Annotated in this window: 25 protein-coding genes and 1 tRNA gene; 7 read left to right on the top strand and 19 right to left on the bottom strand. The window is 33.4% G+C overall.

Annotation, left to right across the window (positions count from 1 at the left end; genetic code table 11):
* Positions 1-137: 137 nt before the first annotated feature.
* Genes LNP81_RS03450 through LNP81_RS03435 form a run of 4 tightly spaced genes read right to left on the bottom strand, consistent with a single transcriptional unit; the run spans position 138 to position 2,611 of the window.
* Positions 138-1,163, bottom strand: coding sequence for an oxidoreductase (locus LNP81_RS03450; RefSeq protein ID WP_230033467.1), 1,026 nt, complete (start codon positions 1,161-1,163; stop codon positions 138-140).
* A 24-nt stretch (positions 1,164-1,187) separates the two neighbouring features.
* Positions 1,188-1,541 (bottom strand): hypothetical protein, encoded by a 354-nt coding sequence (locus LNP81_RS03445; RefSeq protein ID WP_230033465.1) that lies wholly within the window; start codon positions 1,539-1,541, stop codon positions 1,188-1,190.
* A gap of 22 nt (positions 1,542-1,563) precedes the next feature.
* Complete coding sequence (locus LNP81_RS03440) at positions 1,564-2,160, bottom strand: hypothetical protein (RefSeq protein ID WP_230033463.1); 597 nt, start codon at positions 2,158-2,160, stop codon at positions 1,564-1,566.
* Positions 2,147-2,611, bottom strand: a complete 465-nt coding sequence (locus tag LNP81_RS03435; RefSeq protein ID WP_230033461.1) for a hypothetical protein — start codon at positions 2,609-2,611, stop codon at positions 2,147-2,149. The genes LNP81_RS03440 and LNP81_RS03435 overlap by 14 nt, the downstream gene beginning before the upstream one ends.
* A gap of 411 nt (positions 2,612-3,022) precedes the next feature.
* Here LNP81_RS03435 and LNP81_RS03430 point away from each other — a divergent pair, with 411 nt between their 5' ends.
* Positions 3,023-3,199 (top strand): hypothetical protein, encoded by a 177-nt coding sequence (locus LNP81_RS03430; RefSeq protein ID WP_230033459.1) that lies wholly within the window; start codon positions 3,023-3,025, stop codon positions 3,197-3,199.
* A 77-nt stretch (positions 3,200-3,276) separates the two neighbouring features.
* On the opposite strand, the gene LNP81_RS03425 is transcribed toward LNP81_RS03430, so the two are convergent.
* The 6 genes from LNP81_RS03425 to LNP81_RS03405 all read right to left on the bottom strand — a co-directional run bounded on the left by LNP81_RS03425 (position 3,277) and on the right by LNP81_RS03405 (position 6,548).
* Positions 3,277-3,681: a hypothetical protein gene (locus tag LNP81_RS03425; protein ID WP_230033457.1), complete on the bottom strand. Its 405-nt coding sequence runs from the start codon at positions 3,679-3,681 to the stop codon at positions 3,277-3,279.
* A 118-nt stretch (positions 3,682-3,799) separates the two neighbouring features.
* Positions 3,800-5,170 (bottom strand): hypothetical protein, encoded by a 1,371-nt coding sequence (locus LNP81_RS03420; protein WP_230033455.1) that lies wholly within the window; start codon positions 5,168-5,170, stop codon positions 3,800-3,802.
* Positions 5,171-5,644: 474 nt separating this feature from the next.
* Complete coding sequence (locus LNP81_RS27505; RefSeq protein ID WP_428979515.1) at positions 5,645-5,746, bottom strand: GIY-YIG nuclease family protein; 102 nt, start codon at positions 5,744-5,746, stop codon at positions 5,645-5,647.
* Positions 5,747-5,861: 115 nt separating this feature from the next.
* Complete coding sequence (locus tag LNP81_RS03415) at positions 5,862-6,110, bottom strand: GIY-YIG nuclease family protein (RefSeq protein ID WP_230033453.1); 249 nt, start codon at positions 6,108-6,110, stop codon at positions 5,862-5,864.
* Positions 6,017-6,409: a GIY-YIG nuclease family protein gene (locus tag LNP81_RS03410; RefSeq protein WP_230033451.1), complete on the bottom strand. Its 393-nt coding sequence runs from the start codon at positions 6,407-6,409 to the stop codon at positions 6,017-6,019. The genes LNP81_RS03415 and LNP81_RS03410 overlap by 94 nt, the downstream gene beginning before the upstream one ends.
* 65 nt (positions 6,410-6,474) lie before the next feature.
* A tRNA-Ala gene (locus LNP81_RS03405) sits at positions 6,475-6,548 on the bottom strand.
* Between the two features lie 191 nt (positions 6,549-6,739).
* Here LNP81_RS03405 and LNP81_RS03400 point away from each other — a divergent pair.
* From LNP81_RS03400 to LNP81_RS03385, 4 genes are all read left to right on the top strand, one after another.
* On the top strand, positions 6,740-7,504 hold the full coding sequence (locus LNP81_RS03400; protein ID WP_230033448.1) for an enoyl-CoA hydratase/isomerase family protein: 765 nt from the start codon (positions 6,740-6,742) through the stop codon (positions 7,502-7,504).
* Positions 7,505-7,634: 130 nt separating this feature from the next.
* Positions 7,635-7,811, top strand: coding sequence for a hypothetical protein (locus LNP81_RS03395; protein ID WP_230033447.1), 177 nt, complete (start codon positions 7,635-7,637; stop codon positions 7,809-7,811).
* A 31-nt stretch (positions 7,812-7,842) separates the two neighbouring features.
* Positions 7,843-8,295, top strand: a complete 453-nt coding sequence (locus LNP81_RS03390) for a 6-pyruvoyl trahydropterin synthase family protein (protein WP_230033446.1) — start codon at positions 7,843-7,845, stop codon at positions 8,293-8,295.
* Between the two features lie 73 nt (positions 8,296-8,368).
* Positions 8,369-9,112, top strand: coding sequence for a UDP-2,3-diacylglucosamine diphosphatase (locus LNP81_RS03385; RefSeq protein ID WP_230033444.1), 744 nt, complete (start codon positions 8,369-8,371; stop codon positions 9,110-9,112).
* A 7-nt stretch (positions 9,113-9,119) separates the two neighbouring features.
* Here LNP81_RS03385 and LNP81_RS03380 read toward each other — a convergent pair whose 3' ends face one another.
* The 9 genes from LNP81_RS03380 to LNP81_RS03340 all read right to left on the bottom strand — a co-directional run bounded on the left by LNP81_RS03380 (position 9,120) and on the right by LNP81_RS03340 (position 17,208).
* Positions 9,120-10,322, bottom strand: coding sequence for a cytochrome c3 family protein (locus LNP81_RS03380; protein WP_230033442.1), 1,203 nt, complete (start codon positions 10,320-10,322; stop codon positions 9,120-9,122).
* An 83-nt stretch (positions 10,323-10,405) separates the two neighbouring features.
* Positions 10,406-10,762: a hypothetical protein gene (locus LNP81_RS03375; RefSeq protein WP_230033440.1), complete on the bottom strand. Its 357-nt coding sequence runs from the start codon at positions 10,760-10,762 to the stop codon at positions 10,406-10,408.
* 248 nt (positions 10,763-11,010) lie between these two features.
* Positions 11,011-12,291, bottom strand: a complete 1,281-nt coding sequence (locus LNP81_RS03370; protein WP_230033438.1) for an MFS transporter — start codon at positions 12,289-12,291, stop codon at positions 11,011-11,013.
* Positions 12,281-13,981 (bottom strand): single-stranded-DNA-specific exonuclease RecJ, encoded by a 1,701-nt coding sequence (gene recJ, locus LNP81_RS03365; protein ID WP_230033436.1) that lies wholly within the window; start codon positions 13,979-13,981, stop codon positions 12,281-12,283. Before recJ ends, LNP81_RS03370 begins: the two co-directional genes overlap by 11 nt.
* A gap of 16 nt (positions 13,982-13,997) precedes the next feature.
* Complete coding sequence (locus tag LNP81_RS03360; protein ID WP_230033434.1) at positions 13,998-14,492, bottom strand: hypothetical protein; 495 nt, start codon at positions 14,490-14,492, stop codon at positions 13,998-14,000.
* 8 nt (positions 14,493-14,500) lie between these two features.
* Complete coding sequence (locus LNP81_RS03355; RefSeq protein WP_230033432.1) at positions 14,501-14,845, bottom strand: HopJ type III effector protein; 345 nt, start codon at positions 14,843-14,845, stop codon at positions 14,501-14,503.
* A 12-nt stretch (positions 14,846-14,857) separates the two neighbouring features.
* Positions 14,858-15,289 carry a hypothetical protein gene (locus LNP81_RS03350; protein ID WP_230033430.1) on the bottom strand — a complete coding sequence of 144 codons (432 nt, stop codon included), beginning with the start codon at positions 15,287-15,289 and terminating at the stop codon, positions 14,858-14,860.
* 7 nt (positions 15,290-15,296) lie between these two features.
* Positions 15,297-16,025 carry a 16S rRNA (cytidine(1402)-2'-O)-methyltransferase gene (gene rsmI, locus LNP81_RS03345; RefSeq protein ID WP_230033428.1) on the bottom strand — a complete coding sequence of 243 codons (729 nt, stop codon included), beginning with the start codon at positions 16,023-16,025 and terminating at the stop codon, positions 15,297-15,299.
* 124 nt (positions 16,026-16,149) lie between these two features.
* The gene (locus LNP81_RS03340; protein WP_230033426.1) at positions 16,150-17,208 is read right to left on the bottom strand and encodes a hypothetical protein; all 1,059 of its coding nucleotides are present in this window, start codon (positions 17,206-17,208) and stop codon (positions 16,150-16,152) included.
* Positions 17,209-17,445: 237 nt separating this feature from the next.
* On the opposite strand from LNP81_RS03340, the gene LNP81_RS03335 reads away from it, so the two are divergent.
* Positions 17,446-18,036 carry a thymidine kinase gene (locus LNP81_RS03335; RefSeq protein ID WP_230033424.1) on the top strand — a complete coding sequence of 197 codons (591 nt, stop codon included), beginning with the start codon at positions 17,446-17,448 and terminating at the stop codon, positions 18,034-18,036.
* A 25-nt stretch (positions 18,037-18,061) separates the two neighbouring features.
* Positions 18,062-18,490 carry a hypothetical protein gene (locus LNP81_RS03330; protein ID WP_230033422.1) on the top strand — a complete coding sequence of 143 codons (429 nt, stop codon included), beginning with the start codon at positions 18,062-18,064 and terminating at the stop codon, positions 18,488-18,490.
* Positions 18,491-18,886 lie beyond the last annotated feature (396 nt).

Genomic DNA, 18,886 nt, shown 5'->3' with positions numbered 1-18,886 from the left:
AAAATTTCTAGTTTAGCCCCGATCGAGGCGGTATCCTTTTTACTGCTTCTTTAGCAGGAAAAAGATATAGCCGAGAGCGGGACAATTGGTCTTTTTGAAAATGAATTTTTCTGCTCCTGATTTTCTAAATTATGAATTTAATGTCGGTTATCGCATTGAATATAAATGTCTTCGTTTGATTTGTCGATAAGCGAAATGGCACGACATCCGAATGATTCATATGCAAAACCAAATACAACTGGCGGTTTGTTTTTAAAGAGTTTGCCTGTGTATTGTACCGCAACATCATTGTTTTTATCGTTTAATGGTGCTGCGGATAAACTTTCGCCATCGATAAACATTTTTTCGATAATGATGTCTTTTGTTTTTGAATCGACAACCAATAAGCGCCTTCCGGTAACTTCTCTTGATTCCAGATATTCCTGTAGAAAATAGTGATAATCTTCTGTTTTATAAGAATAGGTGTTGCCACTGACTTTGTTTTTTAGTTGATCAAGATCTTCTTTTTTTATTGGTTTTGACGGGAATTCTTTCGAGGGAATTTTCGTCCAGACAATTGCAGTTAAAGGTTTATTTGTAAATGGATTTTCTTTACCTACATAGACTAAAACATCAGAATAATAATCACTTAATGCGGTTAAGGATTTTTTGCTGATTTCGAATCCAATCATGTAATAATATTTGGGATAAGGCCAGTCTTCTTCGGATGAATAACCGTTTAGCCATGCAGCGGCTTTAAGATTTTTTATGGCAAATGAAGCCAGTTTGTTTTTGGCATAATCATAGACAAACAAAGAATCGGTTTCGGAAATATTGGTTTTGGATAAAAAACGATTTCTGTATTTTTTTTCTAAGGTGAAATATTTTGCAGACTTTTTTTCCATTTTTTCGATATTGGGCAAAGCAAGAGTGTCTGAAGCCGTATCGTCGAGCGGGTAAATGTCTGAAAGGGAAACAAAAGCTACATCGGTACTGTCTCTGTAAGTGAGGGTAAATAAATTGATGCTTTCTTTTCTGGGAAGTTCCTCGTTTTGTACAGAGTCGTTTTGGGTTGTTGCTGTTTTGTTGGCCTGAGGTTTATTGCTTTTAGTTTCCTGTTTGTTGTTGCAGGAAAGCAGGAAAATAAATGAGGCAACTGTAATTGCTTGTATTTTTAGATTCATAAATTTGGTAAGTTAATTTTTTATCTATTTTGAAATAATTATAAAGAAATATACGATTGATAATACTAATATAATTGCACCAATGGTAAGAAGTATATCATCCTGAGCGGTTTCGATGCTTTTTTTTGCCAAATAAAAGCGATTAAATAACATTCCGACTTCATAGCAAACCAGGAATGCTATTATGGTTAATATGCCGTAAAGTTTTTCTAATCCGCCGCTTCCGCTAAAGGCTCCTTCGTGCGCAAACCAGCTTACAATAACAACCAACGGAACAATCAATAATGCTGATTTTATAAGAAGCGGACTGCCTTTCCAGAACAATAATGCGATCAGTGCTATTATAGGTACTAGTAACCAACGGAGTAATAATGTCATATTGTTTTGTTTTTAGTTCAATTCAATTTGTTTTTATATTCAGGACTTCCCCGGTATTTTTGTTGAAGGTGATAGTTTTGTTTGGACCGCCATAAAATAGCGTAAGTGTAAGTGTGCTATCAGTTTCTTGATTAAAAATAATATCTTTTGCTGTTCTGATTTTTACATTTAGATTATCGTTCATAAGTTGATAATCGGTACTTTTTAATATTCTTTTTTCTAAAAGACCGTGTTTTTCTATTACTTCAAGCCACGGTGGTGCCATTGCGCTATAGCTTACAATTTGCGCCCTGTATTTTTCATTTAGATTTCTATCTATCATTAATCCTAGTGGTGTAGTCGAAAGTATCCATGCATAAAAAGGCATCATTAGCGGTAAAATACTGAGTATTATGGCTAATATAATTCCTCCCAAAAGTAATTTTGCCATAATTTTTTTCCAAAATAGTACAATCACCACAAAGTTGGTTAAAAACCAAAGCCAATAGAGAACCACATCGCTGTAATAGCCTCGTAAACTAATGAGTTTATAATAATATAATAAGCAATCTATTGCCAGAAGCAAACTAAGAATAAGATAAACTCTTAAAACTATTGTAGATTTTTTATTTTGGTTCATGACTTTTTAAGATATGATTTAAACCAAATAGTGTGGGAATTGATAAAACCAAAACAGGCAAAATTGAAGTTGATAATGTATAAAGAAGTTCTTCGTTGAAAGTGTAGGTGCTCCACGACGATTCGCGATCGACAAAAACGGTATAATTCCAGAAAAACCAAACTGAAATTAAGAACATAAATTGAATGGTGATTTTTAAATATTTGTTTTTAATGAGGGAAAGAAAAAGAAATACAATTGTCAAAAAGATAGTTGTAAACAATGAAATTAAATAAGCATCATCAAAAAACGAAGCATCTGGATTGCCACTTGACATTCTTCCGGAAAATTCGCCAACTGCCCAGTAAATTTCTAAAATGGTGCTTACAAAAAATAGTAAGCCAATTGATAAAGGCTTTTTTAGATTTTTAAACATTTTGGTCAGGAGGAAATTATAAGGTATTGTATTCACGGTATTTAGGGGGATTATTTTGCTTAGATTTTAAGTAAATTAAAAACCATATGACTTTTTACAGATATAAATATATAAAAAAAGATGTCTAATAAATTAAAAACCTCTAATCTAGCGCTGATTAAAACCTACCATCTGGACACAAATATTAAACACTACTTTCACAAATTTGCACAAATTTTAATGGTCAGCTTAGTTTGTGAAATTAATTTCACAAACTAATTAGTGGCAATTAGTGAAATTCGTGTTTATTTTTATACTTATGGCCCGACGATAGGATACAGTGTACAGTGGGACAATTGGTGTTTTGAAAACAAAACTTTCTGCTCCTGATTTTTATAACGCTAAGGCTTAACCTTTTGATAATATTCTGTAAGTTTAAAATCTTAACTTTAATAAAAAATTAAAGTTATGGAAATCAATTGGGTAATAATAGGAGTTGTAGTTGCGGTAGTGATTATTTTAATTGTGTTTACTACAAAAAAGAATCAGAAAGAGAAAAAGAAACTAACAGATTTGCTGAATAATGATTTTAAGAAACCGGAAGAAGACGAACCGAATTTTGATGATGCGGCAAATGAAAAGTAAAAACAGTGGTCTGGATAAAACTAAAAACCCTTGCAGGATTGTTCTACAAGGGTTTTTATGTTTTAATTATAGGAATATTAAAGTTTTGTAAATGTTCCTGTAAAGAAACCTTCTACATCTATTTTTCTGTCGGATATTTGAATGATGGTAAATTTCATTCGATAATCGATATTGTAATTGTACTTTAAACTGTAGTAATTAGCGTAAGCTGTTTCCTGAATATTTGGGTTTCCAAAATTCTTCTCATAATAGGCAATTTCTTCGTTGGCAGAACTAGCAGGATTTCCGTATTCATTAAAAATTACATTATTTGCTGTGAACGTTATTTTGTCACCTTGAGTGTTAGTCCACGTTCCAAATAACCAACTTGGAGGATCAAAATACATGTAAGTATCATCAGTAAATATATTCTCATGATTTGTATCGTCTTTAGAACAAGAAGTAATAAAAATCAAAGCAAATAATAAAATTAGTTTTTTCATGTCTTATTTATTTTAAACAAATAAATGAAGAGAAAATCTATAAAAAAGACTGTATAGGTTTTGATTGTAATAGTTTACGACAATTTATAAAAACAATAATGGTTGGGCTTAATAATCTTTATTTTATGGATTTAAAAAGCGTTTCAATTGTCGATGTTTTTTGGTTGATTACAATCAATTGACTTTTATCAGTTAATAAGATCATGTTTGCAAATTCCTTGTTAGCATTAGCCTTCCAGTTTTTTAATTCCGGGAATTCATTTTTTAATAATTTGATTTTTTCGGCACTGTTTTTTGAAATAATGATCACTTTTGTAAGTGATGTTTTTTTCATCTTTTCGATGCTGGCTTCGGTAATTTGATATTCTCCTTCGGTTCTGGAACGGTAACGATACATTTTTCTTATGGCATTAATATCGTCTTCGTTTTCGGTGAGAACATATCGGTAACTCATTATATTATTGAGTTCGTTTATCCAGTCCGGGAAATTTACTTCATAGAGATTGATGTAACTGTCGATAAAGTTTTTATCCATAGGTTTCTTTTGGTCGATATATTCTGTTACTAAGGGATAAATTTGCTTTGCCATAAGACTGATGTATTTTTTATTATACAAATCTCCGGGATCAATTTGTCCGTCCAGTTTTCCATAAACATAGCCATTTCCTAATGCTGTTGCCAAAGCTTCATTCATAAGCTGATAAGCGTAATTGCTGTATTTTGATTTACTTTCTTTAAAATATTGATCAATTTGGGTTTTTACTTCGAGTGATTGCTCGTCATAAATAATATGATACGTTTCGTGCAGCATCACACTAAATAAATCTTTGTGCGATTTTAAGTCGGTTTGTACAGCGCTAATAAAATTGTTGCAAAATGCTTGTGCTGTAAATCCCTCAGAATTGGGTAGGGGATAAAAAGCTATTTCGAAAGGAATTGAATTATCCCAACTGGAATTGTAAAATGTTAGACCTGTTTGAAAGTAGTTTTCGATATTATGCTCGTTAGAGTATTTTTTAATTTCTTCGACTTGTTTTTCGAATTTTTCTTTGTTCGGATTATAAATTAATTCGTTGTAAATTGGGGTAAATGCTAAAATACTTTCTGCAAAATCACTCAACGTTTTGCTGGAAATAAAGCCAATAGTTCGAAGTTTGAAATCTGTTAGGTTTTCAGTTTCAATCAGATTTTTTTTCACGATGTCTTCCGTTTGCATTGTCTTTTTTGAACCGAAAGGATATTCATCAAACCGATAACTGTAATAGATATTTAATTTATCAAAGTTTGAAATGATAGTTTTATATTTTTCGGTATTGTATTTTGATTTTTCGAATTCGGTTTTGAAAACATTTTCATGGTAATTCTCGGATAGACTTTGTAAAAAAATAAAAACTGCCAATTGCTCAGAATATTTAATCTTAAAGGTTGGTTTTTGCGCAAATCCTAAGGTTGTTAAAAATAAAAATAGAAGTAAGATTTTATTTTTCATACGGTTGGTTCTGGTTTATGTTACTGGTTGTCTGTTTTGTAAATGAAGCAAAATGTTCTTTTATGCTGAAATTTGTCCTGTTTAATGTTATATATAGACGAAATGTTTGAAGAATTGTTACAGAGGTTAAATTAAGATAATTTGATGACAACTTAAGAAGTTAAATATGATCTTGTGTAAAACAGCTCTAATCTAAACAAGTTTTGTATTGAATAAGGATGTAGTAGAAATAAAAAAAGTCTATAAATAATAAATTTATAGACTTAAAATATGTTTGTGGAGAATACCGGATTCGAACCGGTCACCTTCCCGATGCATCGGGATACTCTAGCCTTTTGTTTGTATTAATGTTTCGATGTATTTCCTGCTTTTCATTTTTTTAATTTGCAATTCTCTTTTGCAGGCTTCACTGCGGGTGAGAAAAGTTTCAAAATATTTTAATTCCCAATCTTTGGCGATTTTGGTAAACTTACTTCAGCTGTTTAAGTGATCTTGTAAGCGTTGTTCAATATTTTGACAAGACCCAATATAATTTTTGTTAAGTGAGATTGAAAATAAGATGTAAGTGTAAAACATAGTTTGTGTAAATGAAAATACCCAAACATATATCTATGTTTGGGTATTTTTTTGTGAAATATTTGTGGAGAATATCGGATTCGAACCGATCACCTTCCCGATGCATCGGGATACTCTAGCCTTTTGTTTGTATTAATGTTTCGATGTATTTCCTGCTTTTCATTTTTTTAATTTGCAATTCTCTTTTGCGGGCTTCACTGCGGGTGAGAAAAGTTTCAAAATATTTTAATTCCCAATCTTTGGCGATTTTGGTAAACTTACTTCTGCTGTTTAAGTGATCTTGTAAGCGTTGTTCAATGTTTTGACAAGACCCAATATAATATTTGTTAAGTGAGGTTGAAAATAAGATATAAGTGTAAAACATAGTTTGTGTAAATGAAAATACCCAAACATATATCTATGTTTGGGTATTTTTTTGTGAAATGTTTGTATTAATGTTTCGATGTATTTCCTGCTTTTCATTTTTTTAATTTGCAATTCTCTTTTGCAGGCTTCACTGCGGGTGAGAAAAGTTTCAAAATATTTTAATTCCCAATCTTTGGCGATTTTGGTAAACTTACTTCTGCTGTTTAAGTGATCTTGTAAGCGTTGTTCAATATTTTGACACGACCCAATATAATATTTGTTAAGTGAGGTTGAAAATAAGATATAAGTGTAAAACATAGTTTGTGTAAATGAAAATACCCAAACATATATCTATGTTTGGGTATTTTTTTGTGAAATATTTGTGGAGAATATCGGATTCGAACCGATCACCTCTTGCCTGCCAGGCAAGCGCTCTAGCCAAATGAGCTAATCCCCCTTTTTTGTAAACTTTAGAATTTGTATTCGAATCGGTCACCTTCCCGATCAGATCGGGATACTCTAGCCAAATGAGCTAATCCCCCAAAGCGATAGCAAATAAAGTCAATTAATTTTCAAAAAACAAATTTCAAATCGGGTTCAGGCGAAATTATTTTTCAAAACCGTAACTTTACGATCAAATCTATTTTTATGAGTTCAGAAAATCAAAACGGTTCTTTACAAACTGTCTTTAATAATGCTGTTGCAAAAGTGCAATTTGGTCATCCGGCGAGTAATTCTTTTCCAAGAGAATTGTTGGATAGATTAACAGCCGAAATCAATTCTTTAAGTCTTAAGGAAACTGTTTCGGTAATTATTTTACAAAGCGAAGGATCCAGAGTGTTTTGTTCAGGTGCTTCGTTTGATGAGCTTCTGCAGGTAGAAAATGAGGAGCAGGGAACTGAGTTTTTCTCTGGTTTTGCTCATTTGCTAAATGCCATGCGCAATTGCTCTAAACTTATTATTGGCCGTGTTCAGGGAAAAGCTGTTGGCGGCGGTGTAGGAATTATATCGGCTTGCGATTATGTTTTGGCAACTCCTGAAAGTGCTGTAAAATTATCTGAACTGGCAATTGGTATTGGTCCGTTTGTGATTGAGCCTGCCGTTTCCCGCAAAATAGGAAAAGCTGCAATGGCCGAAATGACACTGGCTGCACACGAATGGAAATCGGCAGAGTGGGCTTTAGCAAATAAATTATTTTCGGAAATTCATAATGCGGAAGATCTTGATAATGCAGTTGCGAATTTTGCTGAAAAATTAAGTTTGTACAATCCCGAAGCTTTGCAGGAAATGAAGAAAATTATTTGGGAAGGAACAGAACATTGGGAATCGTTACTTATAGAACGTGCTGCTATTACCGGAAAATTGGTTTTGTCTGATTTTTCAAAAAAGGCTTTGACACAGTTTAAGAAGTAAAGTGTAGTCTCAGTTTTCAGTCTCAGTCTCGGTTTTCAGTGCGATAACTTTGTCAAAGTTTTAAACTTTGACAAAGTTCTGGGTTTGGTAAGGGCTTATTTTTCTTCATGTTAATTTAAATTTTAATAAAATGACTGTCATTTCATTATTTCAAAAAGTCGATGTTGCAGAGAAAATAAAAACCGCTCCTGATGCGGGTTATCAAATCGGAGTTATCATCGGATCGTTCATTCCTTTTGTAGTTTTGATTCTAATTGCGTATTGGATGTATAACAGAGCTAAAAAAAGAGATGAAAACGGTTATTAATTTGTAAATTTGCAACCTAAAATTCAAATCGATGAGTAATATCAGAATTACAAAGCAATTTAGTTTCGAAACCGGGCATGCTTTGTACGGTTACGACGGAAAATGCAAAAACGTTCACGGGCATAGTTATAAATTATCGGTAACGGTTATTGGTTCACCAATCACAGATCGATCGAATGTGAAATTCGGAATGGTAATTGATTTTTCGGACTTAAAGAAAATTGTAAAAGAAGAAATCGTCGATCAGTTTGATCATGCAACGGTTTTTAATGAAACTACGCCGCATATCGAATTGGCAAATGAATTGAAAAATCGTGGTCATCACGTAATTTTAGTAGATTATCAGCCAACAAGCGAAAACATGGTAGTTGATTTTGCAGATAGAATCATTGCGCGTTTGCCAAAGGATATCTCTCTTTTTTCTCTTAAACTTCAGGAAACAGAATCTTCGTTTGCAGAATGGTACGCGAGCGATAATGTTTAAAATTTCAATAAAAAAATCCAAATTCCAATTCAGTGTTTAACTCATAACTCTTAATTCCTAACTCATAACTTCAATGAAGAAAGTATATTTTGCTTCTGATCAGCATTTTGGTGCGCCAACGCCTGAGTTGAGTTTGCCGCGCGAACAAAAATTTGTGGCCTGGCTGGATGAGGTGAAACAGGATGCGGAAGCTATTTTTTTATTAGGTGATTTATTCGATTTTTGGTTCGAATATAAAACAGTTGTTCCAAAGGGTTTTGTACGCGTTTTAGGTAAACTGGCTGAAATTCGTGATAGCGGAATCCCGATTTATTTTTTCGTGGGAAATCACGATTTATGGATGAACGACTACTTTCAGACCGAATTGAATATTCCGGTGTATCATGATAATAAGGAATTTACTTTTAACGGAAAAACATTCCTGATTGGTCACGGCGACGGAAAAGGTCCCGGAGATAAAGGATATAAGCGCATGAAAAAGGTATTTACAAATCCGTTTTCCAAGTGGCTTTTTCGTTGGTTACATCCTGATGTTGGCGTAAGTTTAGCCCAATATTTATCAGTTAAAAACAAATTGATTTCTGGTGCCGAAGATGTAAAATTTTTAGGCGAGGAAAACGAATGGCTGGTTTTATACGCCAAACGCAAACTCGAAACCCAGCATTACAATTACTTTATTTTTGGTCATCGTCATTTACCTATGATTATAGACGTTGGTCAAGATGCCAAATATGTAAATCTGGGCGACTGGATTGGTTATTTTACTTATGGCGTTTTTGACGGAGAAACTTTTGAACTTAAAAAATTCGGCGAATAATCATTTTTTATTTTGCTGGATAAATCCCGATTTTGTGTGTCCTTAAAATATAATTCGACATTTCTTTGGTGTTGGAAATTTGAAATTTAATAGCATTTGACATCTTATTAGGCATGTGGCACTCTACACAATTATTAGCCAATAAACTTCCTGACATCGTTTTTAGCGTTGTTTCATTGTGTTTTAAACCCTGATGGCAGCTCATACAAATTTTAGAATAGGAAGCCAGATTTTTAGAGGTATTTTCATGTGGATTATGACAAGTAATACAATCCATTTTTTCGCTTTTGATAAAACATTTACTTTGCGACATTAAATGAAATTGATTTCCATGTACGTCAAATGTTGTGTCATTAGGATCTCTTGTACTTCTGTAAAATTCAGTTAAATTATCTCCGGGCTTAAAATCAAAACGCGACTTCATTTTCATTCCGTCATTTCCGGAATGACAAAGCGCACAGGCATCTAATTTTTGTTGTCGATTTAATGTTTTATAGCTTACAATGCTATTCGCGACTTTTACATTTGGGTTTTTGAGATGAAATTCAGCATGTTTTTTAGCAGGTCCGTGACAACGTTCACAATCAATTCCGTAAACAATCGTTTTTTTATCAATTACATCTTCAACTTCTGCAGATAGAAAATTTACTTCTTCAGGTTTCTGATTCACACTTCTGCTGCTTATGTTCGAACTGTGACAAGCATAACAATCTTTCACCACTTTTCGGTCAAAATAAGGTTTGTCTGCGGGAAATCCCGGACTGGTTGCCCAACTATTTATTGCGTTATAATAAGAAAGCGGCAGTTCGTAAGTATTGTTATCTCGCCAGTAAACTGATGTTTGTGCATGTTTAGTGCCAAAAACAATTTCAAATCGATGCGCCTGAACTTCTTTTCCGTTTTTATATAAAACCTGATAAAGACTGTCGTTACGTTTTTCCATAACAAGTTTAGTGTCTTTGTCATAAATAAAAGTATGATTGCCTTTGTCAAAATCACCTAAAACATTTTCTGAAATTGCCGGAGCAGTAGCTTTAAAATGAGAGCTTTGCAAAGCCATATTGTATTGTACCTGATGGCACTGAATACAGCTTTCAGAACCGGCATAATCGGCTCCTCGAGGATCAATGTAGTTGTCAGATTCGTTTTTGCAGCTTGCGAAAAAAGCGATCAGGGTAACAACAGCAAAAAGAATGCTTGTTTTTTTCATTGTTGTAAATATACTTTTTTTTGTAGAAAATCAAAATATATTTCAATAATGAAAAAATGTTGTTAAAATATTTAGAATGTGTCTTAGTTTAAGCCAACTCCGTAAACATATTCGTCAAGCTCAATTCTGAATAAAGATCCTTCAACCAAATCTTTGATCGATTTTAATTCTTTTATCGACACAGCCAAATCTATGGCAGAGCATGGGGTTTTAAGTAAAAATTTGTGACATGAATTTTTTAATTCACAAGCTTCACAACAAGCATTTTCGATCATGCTGTCTTCAATCAAATCACAAAAATAATTCAGTTCCTGGATCGTAAAATAAAATCCGGTTTCCTTAAAGACCAATTGTACTTTATCAGTTATAGTTTCGTTTTCCTTTTTCCAGTAAAAGGCAATTCCGAAGTTGTTGTGGTATAGTTGTTCTATTTCTCTCATTATAGATCCTTTATTTCAACAAATATAAATATTATTTATATTAATTCTAAATAAAAAAGTCTTAAAGTTTAGAAAAATTATTCATCATATAAGTAATGTAAGTTCATCTAAAATACGTGAGCTGATTATTTTAAATGTAATTTTTTTATATCATTTAAAGCATTGTGTAAAGATTGGTGAAATGATGATAAAAAAAATAAAACGTCATATAACCTTGGAATTTGGGATTTAAAAAATTGAAATTTCAATTATTCCATATTCTGATGATCTTCCATGTCTTTTCGAAGATCTAAATTTCTAAATGTTGGTGATTTTAAACCAAAGCCTAAAACAGTTAGTAAGGTCATACTTCCGCCAAAAACTACCGAAATAACAGGTGTCATCAATTTGGCTGTTAAACCGCTTTCAAAAGCACCTAATTCGTTAGATGAACCTACAAACATCGAGTTTACAGCAGCAACACGGCCGCGCATATGATCTGGAGTTTTAAGCTGTAAAATAGTTTGGCGAATCACAACCGAAATTCCATCTGCAAGACCACTTAAAAATAAAGCTACTACAGAAACCCAGAAAATAGTGGAAACTCCAAATAGAATAATCGATAATCCGAAAACAAAAATGGCTCCTAAAAGTTTCATTCCGGCTTTTTTGTATAGAGGAACATAGGCTGAGACCATCATGGTAATAAAAGCACCTACCGCCGGAGCAGCTCTTAGAACTCCAAAACCTTCAGGCCCTACTTTTAAAATATCCTGAGCAAATACAGGTAATAAAGCAACGGCTCCACCAAAAAGAACGGCAACCATATCAAGGGAAAGTACTCCTAAAATAGTTTTATTATTGAAAACAAACTTTAATCCTTCTTTAAGACTTTCCATTATTGGTTCGCCTATTTTGGGATTCATGATGGGTTTTTTACTAATTTGAGATAAAGAAATTAAAGCAAAAAGTGAACATGCAAAAACAGAACACATCGACCAGTGCACCCCAATATAATTGATAGAAAATCCTGCAATTGCCGGACCTAAAACTGAGCCAATTTGCCAAACCGAACTACTCCAGGTTGCAGCATTTGGATATACTTTTTTAGGAACAATCAATGACAAAAGCGAGAATATAGTTGGACCAAGAAAGGCACGAACCAAACCACCAAGAAAAACTAAAAAGTAAATAGAATATAAAATAGCATCAGTAGACCAACCGCCAACGATTTTTGGCCAGGTTAATAAAAATAATCCAAAACTAATTACTGAAAAACCCAGAATACATTTTACCAATAAACCTTTTTTCTCACGCTGATCGACCATGTGTCCGGCAAATAATGCCATACCAACAGCAGGAATTACTTCCATTAATCCAATAAGCCCTAACGAAAGCGGATTTTTGGTTAAACTATAAACTTCCCATTCAATAACAATAAATTGCATCGACCAGGCAAAAACCATAGCAAAACGCAATATTAAAAATACATTAAATTCTCTGTAGCGTAACGCCTGATAAGGATCTTGCTTGTTTGTTTTAGTTGTCATTTGTTCTAATGTCTTTAAGCATAAGTTGAGTACATACAGTTCCGTTCCACTCGTTTTCGGCCAGTGAATAAGCTAGCTGAAAAGAATTTTGATTTTTTACGATGTTTATTTTTTTTCCAAGGCCAAAACCTATAGCGGCAATTCCGTCTGAGTTATGCTGTTTTACAAAAAGTCTCAAATGTTCGTCTTCTGAGCCTAAAGTTTTCGCATAACCGGTGTCTTTGGCGTCTTTAGTCATAAAAACAGGTGTCATATTCAAAGGGCCAAAAGGTTCGAATTGTTTTAAAATCCGAACAAGTTTCGGAGTAATGTCGGCGAAGTCAATTTCGGCATCGACTTCTATTTCCGGAGTTCGCATTTCGGGTAAAATGGTTTCCTCTACTTGTTTTTCAAAAGCGTCTTTAAAGGTTTTATAGTTTTCTGCTTTCAAAGTCATTCCTGCAGCGTACATATGTCCTCCAAATTGTTCTAAATGCTGCGAACAAGCATCAAGAGCGTTATACACATCAAATCCTTTTACAGACCTTGCAGAAGCGGCATATTTATCGCCGCTTTTGGTAAAAACCAAAGTAGGACGATAATAGGTTTCTATTAGTCTCGAAGCTACAATCCCGATAACGCCTTTGTGCCAGTCTTCCTGAAATACTACGGTCGAATATCGGTCTTCCTCCTGATTTTGTATAATTTGCTGAAAAGCTTCTTTAGTAATTTGTTTGTCCAGATCTTTTCGGTCTGAGTTGTATTGTTCTATTTCGGATGCGAATTGTTGTGCTTGTTCAAAATTAAATTCTGTCAATAATTCAACCGCATGATTTCCGTGTTTGATTCTTCCGGCAGCATTTATTCTTGGTGAAATAATAAAGACAACATCGGTAATGTCAAGTGTTTTCTTTTTTACCTGATGTACCAAAGCTTTAATTCCAGGTCTGGGATCTGCATTAATTACTTGCAATCCAAAATAAGCCAAAACTCTGTTTTCGCCAGTGATTGGTACAATATCGGCCGCAATTGCTGTGGCAACTAAATCCAGATACGGAACTAAATCTTCTATTGTCTCGTTTCTGTTTGTTCCTAAAGCCTGAATCAGTTTAAAGCCAACGCCGCAACCGCACAGTTCATCATATGGATAAAAACAATCTTCTCTTTTTGGATCTAAAATCGCAACCGCATCCGGAAGAAATTCTCCTGGACGGTGGTGATCACAAATAATAAAATCGATGTTTTTTTCTTTCGCGTAGGCGATATGATCAATAGATTTTATTCCACAATCTAGTGCTATGATTAGCGAAAAACCATTATCATCGGCAAAGTCAATTCCTTTAAAAGAAATTCCGTAACCCTCTGCATAGCGATCCGGGATATAAGTGGCAATATTAGGATAGTGTGATTTTAAATAAGCCGAAACCAAAGAAACAGCTGTTGTTCCATCAACATCATAATCGCCAAAAACCAAAATGTTTTCCTGATTTTCGATCGCCAATTCGATTCTCGCAACCGCTTTATCCATGTCTTTCATCAAGAACGGATCATGAAGATGTTCTAACGAAGGACGAAAGAAATTCTTAGCATCTTCAAAAGTTTCAATGCCACGCTGAATCAAAAGGGTTGCTACAAAATCTTCTACATTCAGGGCTTGCGCCAAATGTTTGACTTTATCTTCAGAAGGTTTTGTTTTTAATGTCCAACGCATTTTTTTATTGTAGATTTTAGAGTGTTGATTTTAGATTATCGAAACTGCTATTTATTAAAATTAGTAAATCTTCAGGGTTTTTATTTTGACTTTTGAAATTGTAAAATTCATTATTCATCGATTTGTCTATTGCTTTTCCTTTGCTGATTTTAATTAAGTATGGATAACCTTTTCGGTCAGAAACAGCAACTACCATATGAGAAATGTATTCTTGAATGTATTTGGATCTTAAAATTTTACCTTCCAAAAAAATAGGTTCAATATCACCTGTAAGATTTGGTATTATATTTTTTTCAATATAGTGATGGTTATTTTTTCGATTGGTGTAACAAAAGAATTTTTTTCCTTCAATGGATAATAAATAATTATGATATCTTTTTTTGAACCGTTTTCTGTGAAAAAAATCAAAGACTAAATAAACTAAAATTATAGGAAGAAATAATACAGGTAAAAGAATGCCAATTATAAGCAGAAATAGTATAGTTGGGATTTCTTTTAATGTTTCCTTCATTTATAACTTTATTTCAGTTCCAAAGCATTTCCTTCAAACTTAATTCCGTCCCAGCCCAAGTTGATGAAATTTCTAATGTTTTGGTGATTCGTTCCGTGTGGGTCTTCTAAAACTTCTTCGAAATAAAAAGCGCCAAAACAAGCCAAAGTTTCGTCTTTGCTTAGATTTTGCAATTTTGCAAAAGAAAATAATTTGCAAGAACCAGAATTTTCTCCGGCTGCATTATGCTGCGTTCCGTTTTGGAAAGCTGTTGGAGTAAAATTGTAATTTTCCTCGATTACTGCAATAGTTTCAGGGAATGTTATTTCGTTTGGAGTTTGTTTTACTTTTTCTAAAAAGGCTTGTATGCTCATGTTATTTACGCTTTAATTTTTTTGAGATTGATTTAAATGTCTTTTGTTTTTGATCTCTATCAACTCTTTATCAGAATACTGAAAAGATTGCTTCCCATCATTTTTTTGATATATTCTAACAATAATATCATTATAGATAACATTATTTTTTATTAAATGATTTTTTAATAAAAGTGCAATTTTATCAGAATGAGGTTTCAAGTTTTCTTTATCTCTCAATAATAGGTCACTATTAAAAATATCTATTTCATAATTCTTTTCTTCGTCATTATTATAGAGTTTAATAGGTCTTGTAGTTATATTTTCTGGATTATATAATTGTCCAATTTCTTGAATTCCTTGATCATTATAATTTTTACTGTCAGGTTTTATTTCGCTGTTCGCCTTTCTTTCATTACAAGAAAAAATTATAATCAATATTAAGAAACAAGTTATTCTTTGCATAAATAATTTAATCTTCTTCTTTTTCATCATCCTTAGAAAACTTACTTTTCTTAGGTTCTTTCGTTATTGTTTTTCCGGCAACCACTACTACAATTTCGCCGCGTGGAGCTGTTTTTTCAAAATGGGTTAAAACTTCTTTTGCGGTTCCGCGAACATTTTCTTCGTGAAGTTTTGATAATTCTCGTGAAACACAAACTTGTCTGTCTTCTCCAAAATACTGAATAAATTCAGCTAATGTCTTAACGAGTTTATGTGGAGAAACGTATAAAATCATCGTTCTGGTTTCTTCGGCTAAAGCCAAAAAACGAGTCTGACGTCCTTTTTTATCAGGCAAGAAACCTTCAAAAATAAATTTATCATTTGGTAATCCACTGTTTACTAAAGCTGGAACAAAAGCTGTTGCACCAGGTAAACATTCGACTTCGATTTTATTTTCGACACAAGCGCGCGTCAATAAAAAACCGGGATCTGAAATTGCCGGAGTTCCTGCATCTGAAATTAAAGCGATGGTTTCGCCGGCTTTTAAACGAGCAATCAAATTCTCGGTTGTTTTGTGTTCGTTGTGCATGTGATGGCTGTGCATGTGCGTGCCAATTTCAAAATGCTTTAACAATTTACCACTGGTTCTGGTGTCTTCGGCCAAGATCAAATCGACTTCTTTCAGGATCCTGATGGCACGAAAAGTCATGTCTTCAAGATTGCCAATTGGCGTTGGAACGATATATAATTTAGACATAATTTTTCGCTATTCTATTTTAATTAGAACACGAATTTCACTAATTGACACAAATTTCAGGTGTCTTAAAAAAATTTCACAAAGAAAAAATTCGTGCTAATTCGTGTAATTTGTGTTTTACTTTTTATGAGAATTTCTTCTCTACAATTCCAAGGAAACGTTCTGCGTAATCGTCTTTTCCGTCCCAATTGTTATAATCCGGTTTTACCATGTTTTCTATAAACTCATGCGCTTCAACGTAAGAGTCAAAAGTCAATAACTGATTTAGGACACGGCTGTAATCTTCAGAACTGTTTCCGAAGAGGTTTTTGGTGAAAGCAATTCGGTCGTTCAGATCGATATGAAAACCTTTTGCCAGTTTTTCATTCAAAGTAACAGCTTTTGCTTCTGTTGGTTTTTCTATAACAACAGTTTCGATAGGTTCTCTTTTCTCTTTAAATTCGTTAATTACCGGAGCAGGAGTAGAGGCAACGTTTTCAAAACTATCTACTTTTACAAATTGCGCATCGGCATAATTCACTCCAAAATCTTCAAACGTGATTGTCATAGGATTTGGTATTGAAATTTCTGCTTTCGGTTCTTCTTTTTCCGGTTCTTTTTCTTCTGGTTTGTCTAATTCAAAAAGAGGTACAAAATCCGGAATTGGTTTTAAATCGCTAACGGTTGTAAAAGAAAGTTCTTCGTTTGTTTCTTCTTTAGTTTCAACGATTGCTTCTTCAGTTTTTTCAGCAACAGGTTCTTCAATAACTTCAGCAATTGGCTCAGCAACATTTTCGATAATAGGTTCCGGCGTTACTTCTTCAGGAACTTCGGCTACAATTTCTTCTTCAACAGCTTCTTCTGCTTCTTCTGCTTTGATTTCTTCTGCTTTGATTTCTTCTGTAACTTCTGGTTCAGCTATAGTTTCAATTGGAGTTTCTGCAACTGCAACTGGCTCTTCGATTTTAACTTCTGCCGGAATTATTTCTTCCTTATCAAAAATAGATTCAATTTCAGAAGTAATTTCGCTGTGACCAATTGTAGGCTTCAAAGTGTCGAAATTTTCGTCTACAAACTTTAAAACCGCTAATTTCTCATATAATTTCTGCGTTTCAAGATACAATTGATTGATATCGGATTTGTTTTTAAGCTTTAAAATTCGATGTGCAATGCTGATTAAATCGGCTTCCAATTTTTTTTTCATAACTGTTGAAATTATAGTGAATAGGGTATTTTAGTATATTTTGTATTTGAATGTCTTTATTACCGGTAGAAATCTAAAAGATATTTTTTTATTTCTGTTAATAAGCGTTTGCGAATCTCCGATTTGATAAAAATTTTCTACTTTTGAAAAAGTGAAAAAACAGCTGTTTTTCACGTCGATTTATTACCAGTACAAAGTAATAAAAACTATTCATTTTTAAAGGTAGAAAAATACAAAATGTTTCTCGAAAATACAGTAAATCATAAAGAACAATTTGGTTGGATTGAAGTTGTTTGTGGATCAATGTTTTCGGGTAAAACCGAGGAGTTAATCCGCAGATTAAAACGCGCCCAATTTGCCAAACAAAGAGTCGAAATTTTTAAACCCGCTATCGATACCCGCTATCATGACGAAATGGTAGTATCTCATGATGCTAACGAAATTCGTTCTACTCCGGTTCCGGCCGCTGCCAATATTGCTATTTTAGCTCAAGGTTGCGACGTTATAGGAATTGATGAAGCACAGTTTTTTGATGATGAGATAGTTACAGTTTGTAATGATCTTGCCAATCAGGGGATTCGTGTGATAGTTGCAGGACTTGATATGGATTTTAAAGGAAATCCTTTTGGTCCAATGCCGGCACTTATGGCAACGGCCGAATATGTAACTAAGGTTCATGCCGTTTGTACCAGAACAGGAAATCTGGCGAATTATAGTTTCCGTAAAACAGATAATGATAAGTTGGTTATGCTTGGTGAAACCGAAGAATACGAACCACTTAGTCGCGCCGCTTATTACAATGCAATGAAAAAAAATCAGGAGAAATAAGATTCTTACAACAAAAAACTAGAAAATGCAGCAACCAACTAAAGGGAAAAAATCAACTGTTTTAATAATAAGTGCAATTGTAGCATTTTCATTGGCTTTAATCTTATATTATTCTTTTAAGGAACCCGTTGCAGATAAGGAAATGGTTGAGCTGGTTGCCAAATATAATGCAAGTTGCCCTTTAACAATTCAGGCAGGGATTCGTTTGGATAACGTTACTTTGCCTAAAGATAAAGTGGTTCAATATAATTTGACGTTGTTAAATGTTGAAAAAGAAACTGCAGAAATTGAGTTAATAAAAGAAAATATTAAAGAAAGTCTGCTAAGCACAGTAAAAGCAAATCCCGGACTTAAAGCTTTTAGAGACCAGGGTTTTACTTTGATTTATAATTACGATGATAAAAAAGAAGATTATTTATTTGAAATTACGATAACACCCGAGCAGTATAAATAATTAGAAATTGTTACATAAAAGAAAACCCAACAGATTTTGAATTTGTTGGGTTTTTGTTTTGAATTAATCATATTTCTGTTTTAAACTGGACTGAAGTCCAGCTCTACAACATAATATGTTCCTCCGGAACTATAAAAGAGCCTTCGGCTCGATCAATATTGTAGGGCCGGATTTTAATCCGGTTTAATATGTGGGAATGTAAAAAATAAGGCCTACGGGTTTTGAATTTGTTGGGTTTTTGTTTTGAATTAATCATATTTCTGTTTTAAACTGGACTGAAGTCCAGCTCTACAACATAATATGTTCCTCCGGAACTATAAAAGAGCCTTCGGCTCGATCAATATTGTAGGGCCGGATTTTAATCAGGTTTAATATGTGAGAATGTAAAAAAATAAG

It is taken from the genome of Flavobacterium piscisymbiosum, assembly GCF_020905295.1.
Lineage (GTDB): Bacteria > Bacteroidota > Bacteroidia > Flavobacteriales > Flavobacteriaceae > Flavobacterium > Flavobacterium piscisymbiosum.
Note: the sequence above shows the minus strand (reverse complement) of the source record. Positions and strands in the feature narration are given on the sequence as shown.

Coding starts and splice junctions, on each gene's coding strand:
- LNP81_RS03420 (WP_230033455.1), bottom strand. CDS start 5,170: ATGAAAAATAAAATCTTACTTCTATTTTTATTTTTAACAACCTTAGGA.
- LNP81_RS03440 (WP_230033463.1), bottom strand. CDS start 2,160: ATGAACCAAAATAAAAAATCTACAATAGTTTTAAGAGTTTATCTTATT.
- LNP81_RS03430 (WP_230033459.1), top strand. CDS start 3,023: ATGGAAATCAATTGGGTAATAATAGGAGTTGTAGTTGCGGTAGTGATT.
- LNP81_RS03445 (WP_230033465.1), bottom strand. CDS start 1,541: ATGACATTATTACTCCGTTGGTTACTAGTACCTATAATAGCACTGATC.
- LNP81_RS03385 (WP_230033444.1), top strand. CDS start 8,369: ATGAAGAAAGTATATTTTGCTTCTGATCAGCATTTTGGTGCGCCAACG.
- LNP81_RS27505 (WP_428979515.1), bottom strand. CDS start 5,746: ATGTTTTACACTTACATCTTATTTTCAATCTCACTTAACAAAAATTAT.
- LNP81_RS03390 (WP_230033446.1), top strand. CDS start 7,843: ATGAGTAATATCAGAATTACAAAGCAATTTAGTTTCGAAACCGGGCAT.
- rsmI (WP_230033428.1), bottom strand. CDS start 16,025: ATGTCTAAATTATATATCGTTCCAACGCCAATTGGCAATCTTGAAGAC.
- LNP81_RS03395 (WP_230033447.1), top strand. CDS start 7,635: ATGACTGTCATTTCATTATTTCAAAAAGTCGATGTTGCAGAGAAAATA.
- LNP81_RS03340 (WP_230033426.1), bottom strand. CDS start 17,208: ATGAAAAAAAAATTGGAAGCCGATTTAATCAGCATTGCACATCGAATT.
- LNP81_RS03360 (WP_230033434.1), bottom strand. CDS start 14,492: ATGAAGGAAACATTAAAAGAAATCCCAACTATACTATTTCTGCTTATA.
- LNP81_RS03335 (WP_230033424.1), top strand. CDS start 17,446: ATGTTTCTCGAAAATACAGTAAATCATAAAGAACAATTTGGTTGGATT.
- LNP81_RS03330 (WP_230033422.1), top strand. CDS start 18,062: ATGCAGCAACCAACTAAAGGGAAAAAATCAACTGTTTTAATAATAAGT.
- LNP81_RS03380 (WP_230033442.1), bottom strand. CDS start 10,322: ATGAAAAAAACAAGCATTCTTTTTGCTGTTGTTACCCTGATCGCTTTT.
- LNP81_RS03370 (WP_230033438.1), bottom strand. CDS start 12,291: ATGACAACTAAAACAAACAAGCAAGATCCTTATCAGGCGTTACGCTAC.
- recJ (WP_230033436.1), bottom strand. CDS start 13,981: ATGCGTTGGACATTAAAAACAAAACCTTCTGAAGATAAAGTCAAACAT.
- LNP81_RS03410 (WP_230033451.1), bottom strand. CDS start 6,409: ATGTTTTACACTTATATCTTATTTTCAACCTCACTTAACAAATATTAT.
- LNP81_RS03355 (WP_230033432.1), bottom strand. CDS start 14,845: ATGAGCATACAAGCCTTTTTAGAAAAAGTAAAACAAACTCCAAACGAA.
- LNP81_RS03450 (WP_230033467.1), bottom strand. CDS start 1,163: ATGAATCTAAAAATACAAGCAATTACAGTTGCCTCATTTATTTTCCTG.
- LNP81_RS03400 (WP_230033448.1), top strand. CDS start 6,740: ATGAGTTCAGAAAATCAAAACGGTTCTTTACAAACTGTCTTTAATAAT.
- LNP81_RS03415 (WP_230033453.1), bottom strand. CDS start 6,110: ATGTTTTACACTTATATCTTATTTTCAACCTCACTTAACAAATATTAT.
- LNP81_RS03375 (WP_230033440.1), bottom strand. CDS start 10,762: ATGAGAGAAATAGAACAACTATACCACAACAACTTCGGAATTGCCTTT.
- LNP81_RS03425 (WP_230033457.1), bottom strand. CDS start 3,681: ATGAAAAAACTAATTTTATTATTTGCTTTGATTTTTATTACTTCTTGT.
- LNP81_RS03350 (WP_230033430.1), bottom strand. CDS start 15,289: ATGCAAAGAATAACTTGTTTCTTAATATTGATTATAATTTTTTCTTGT.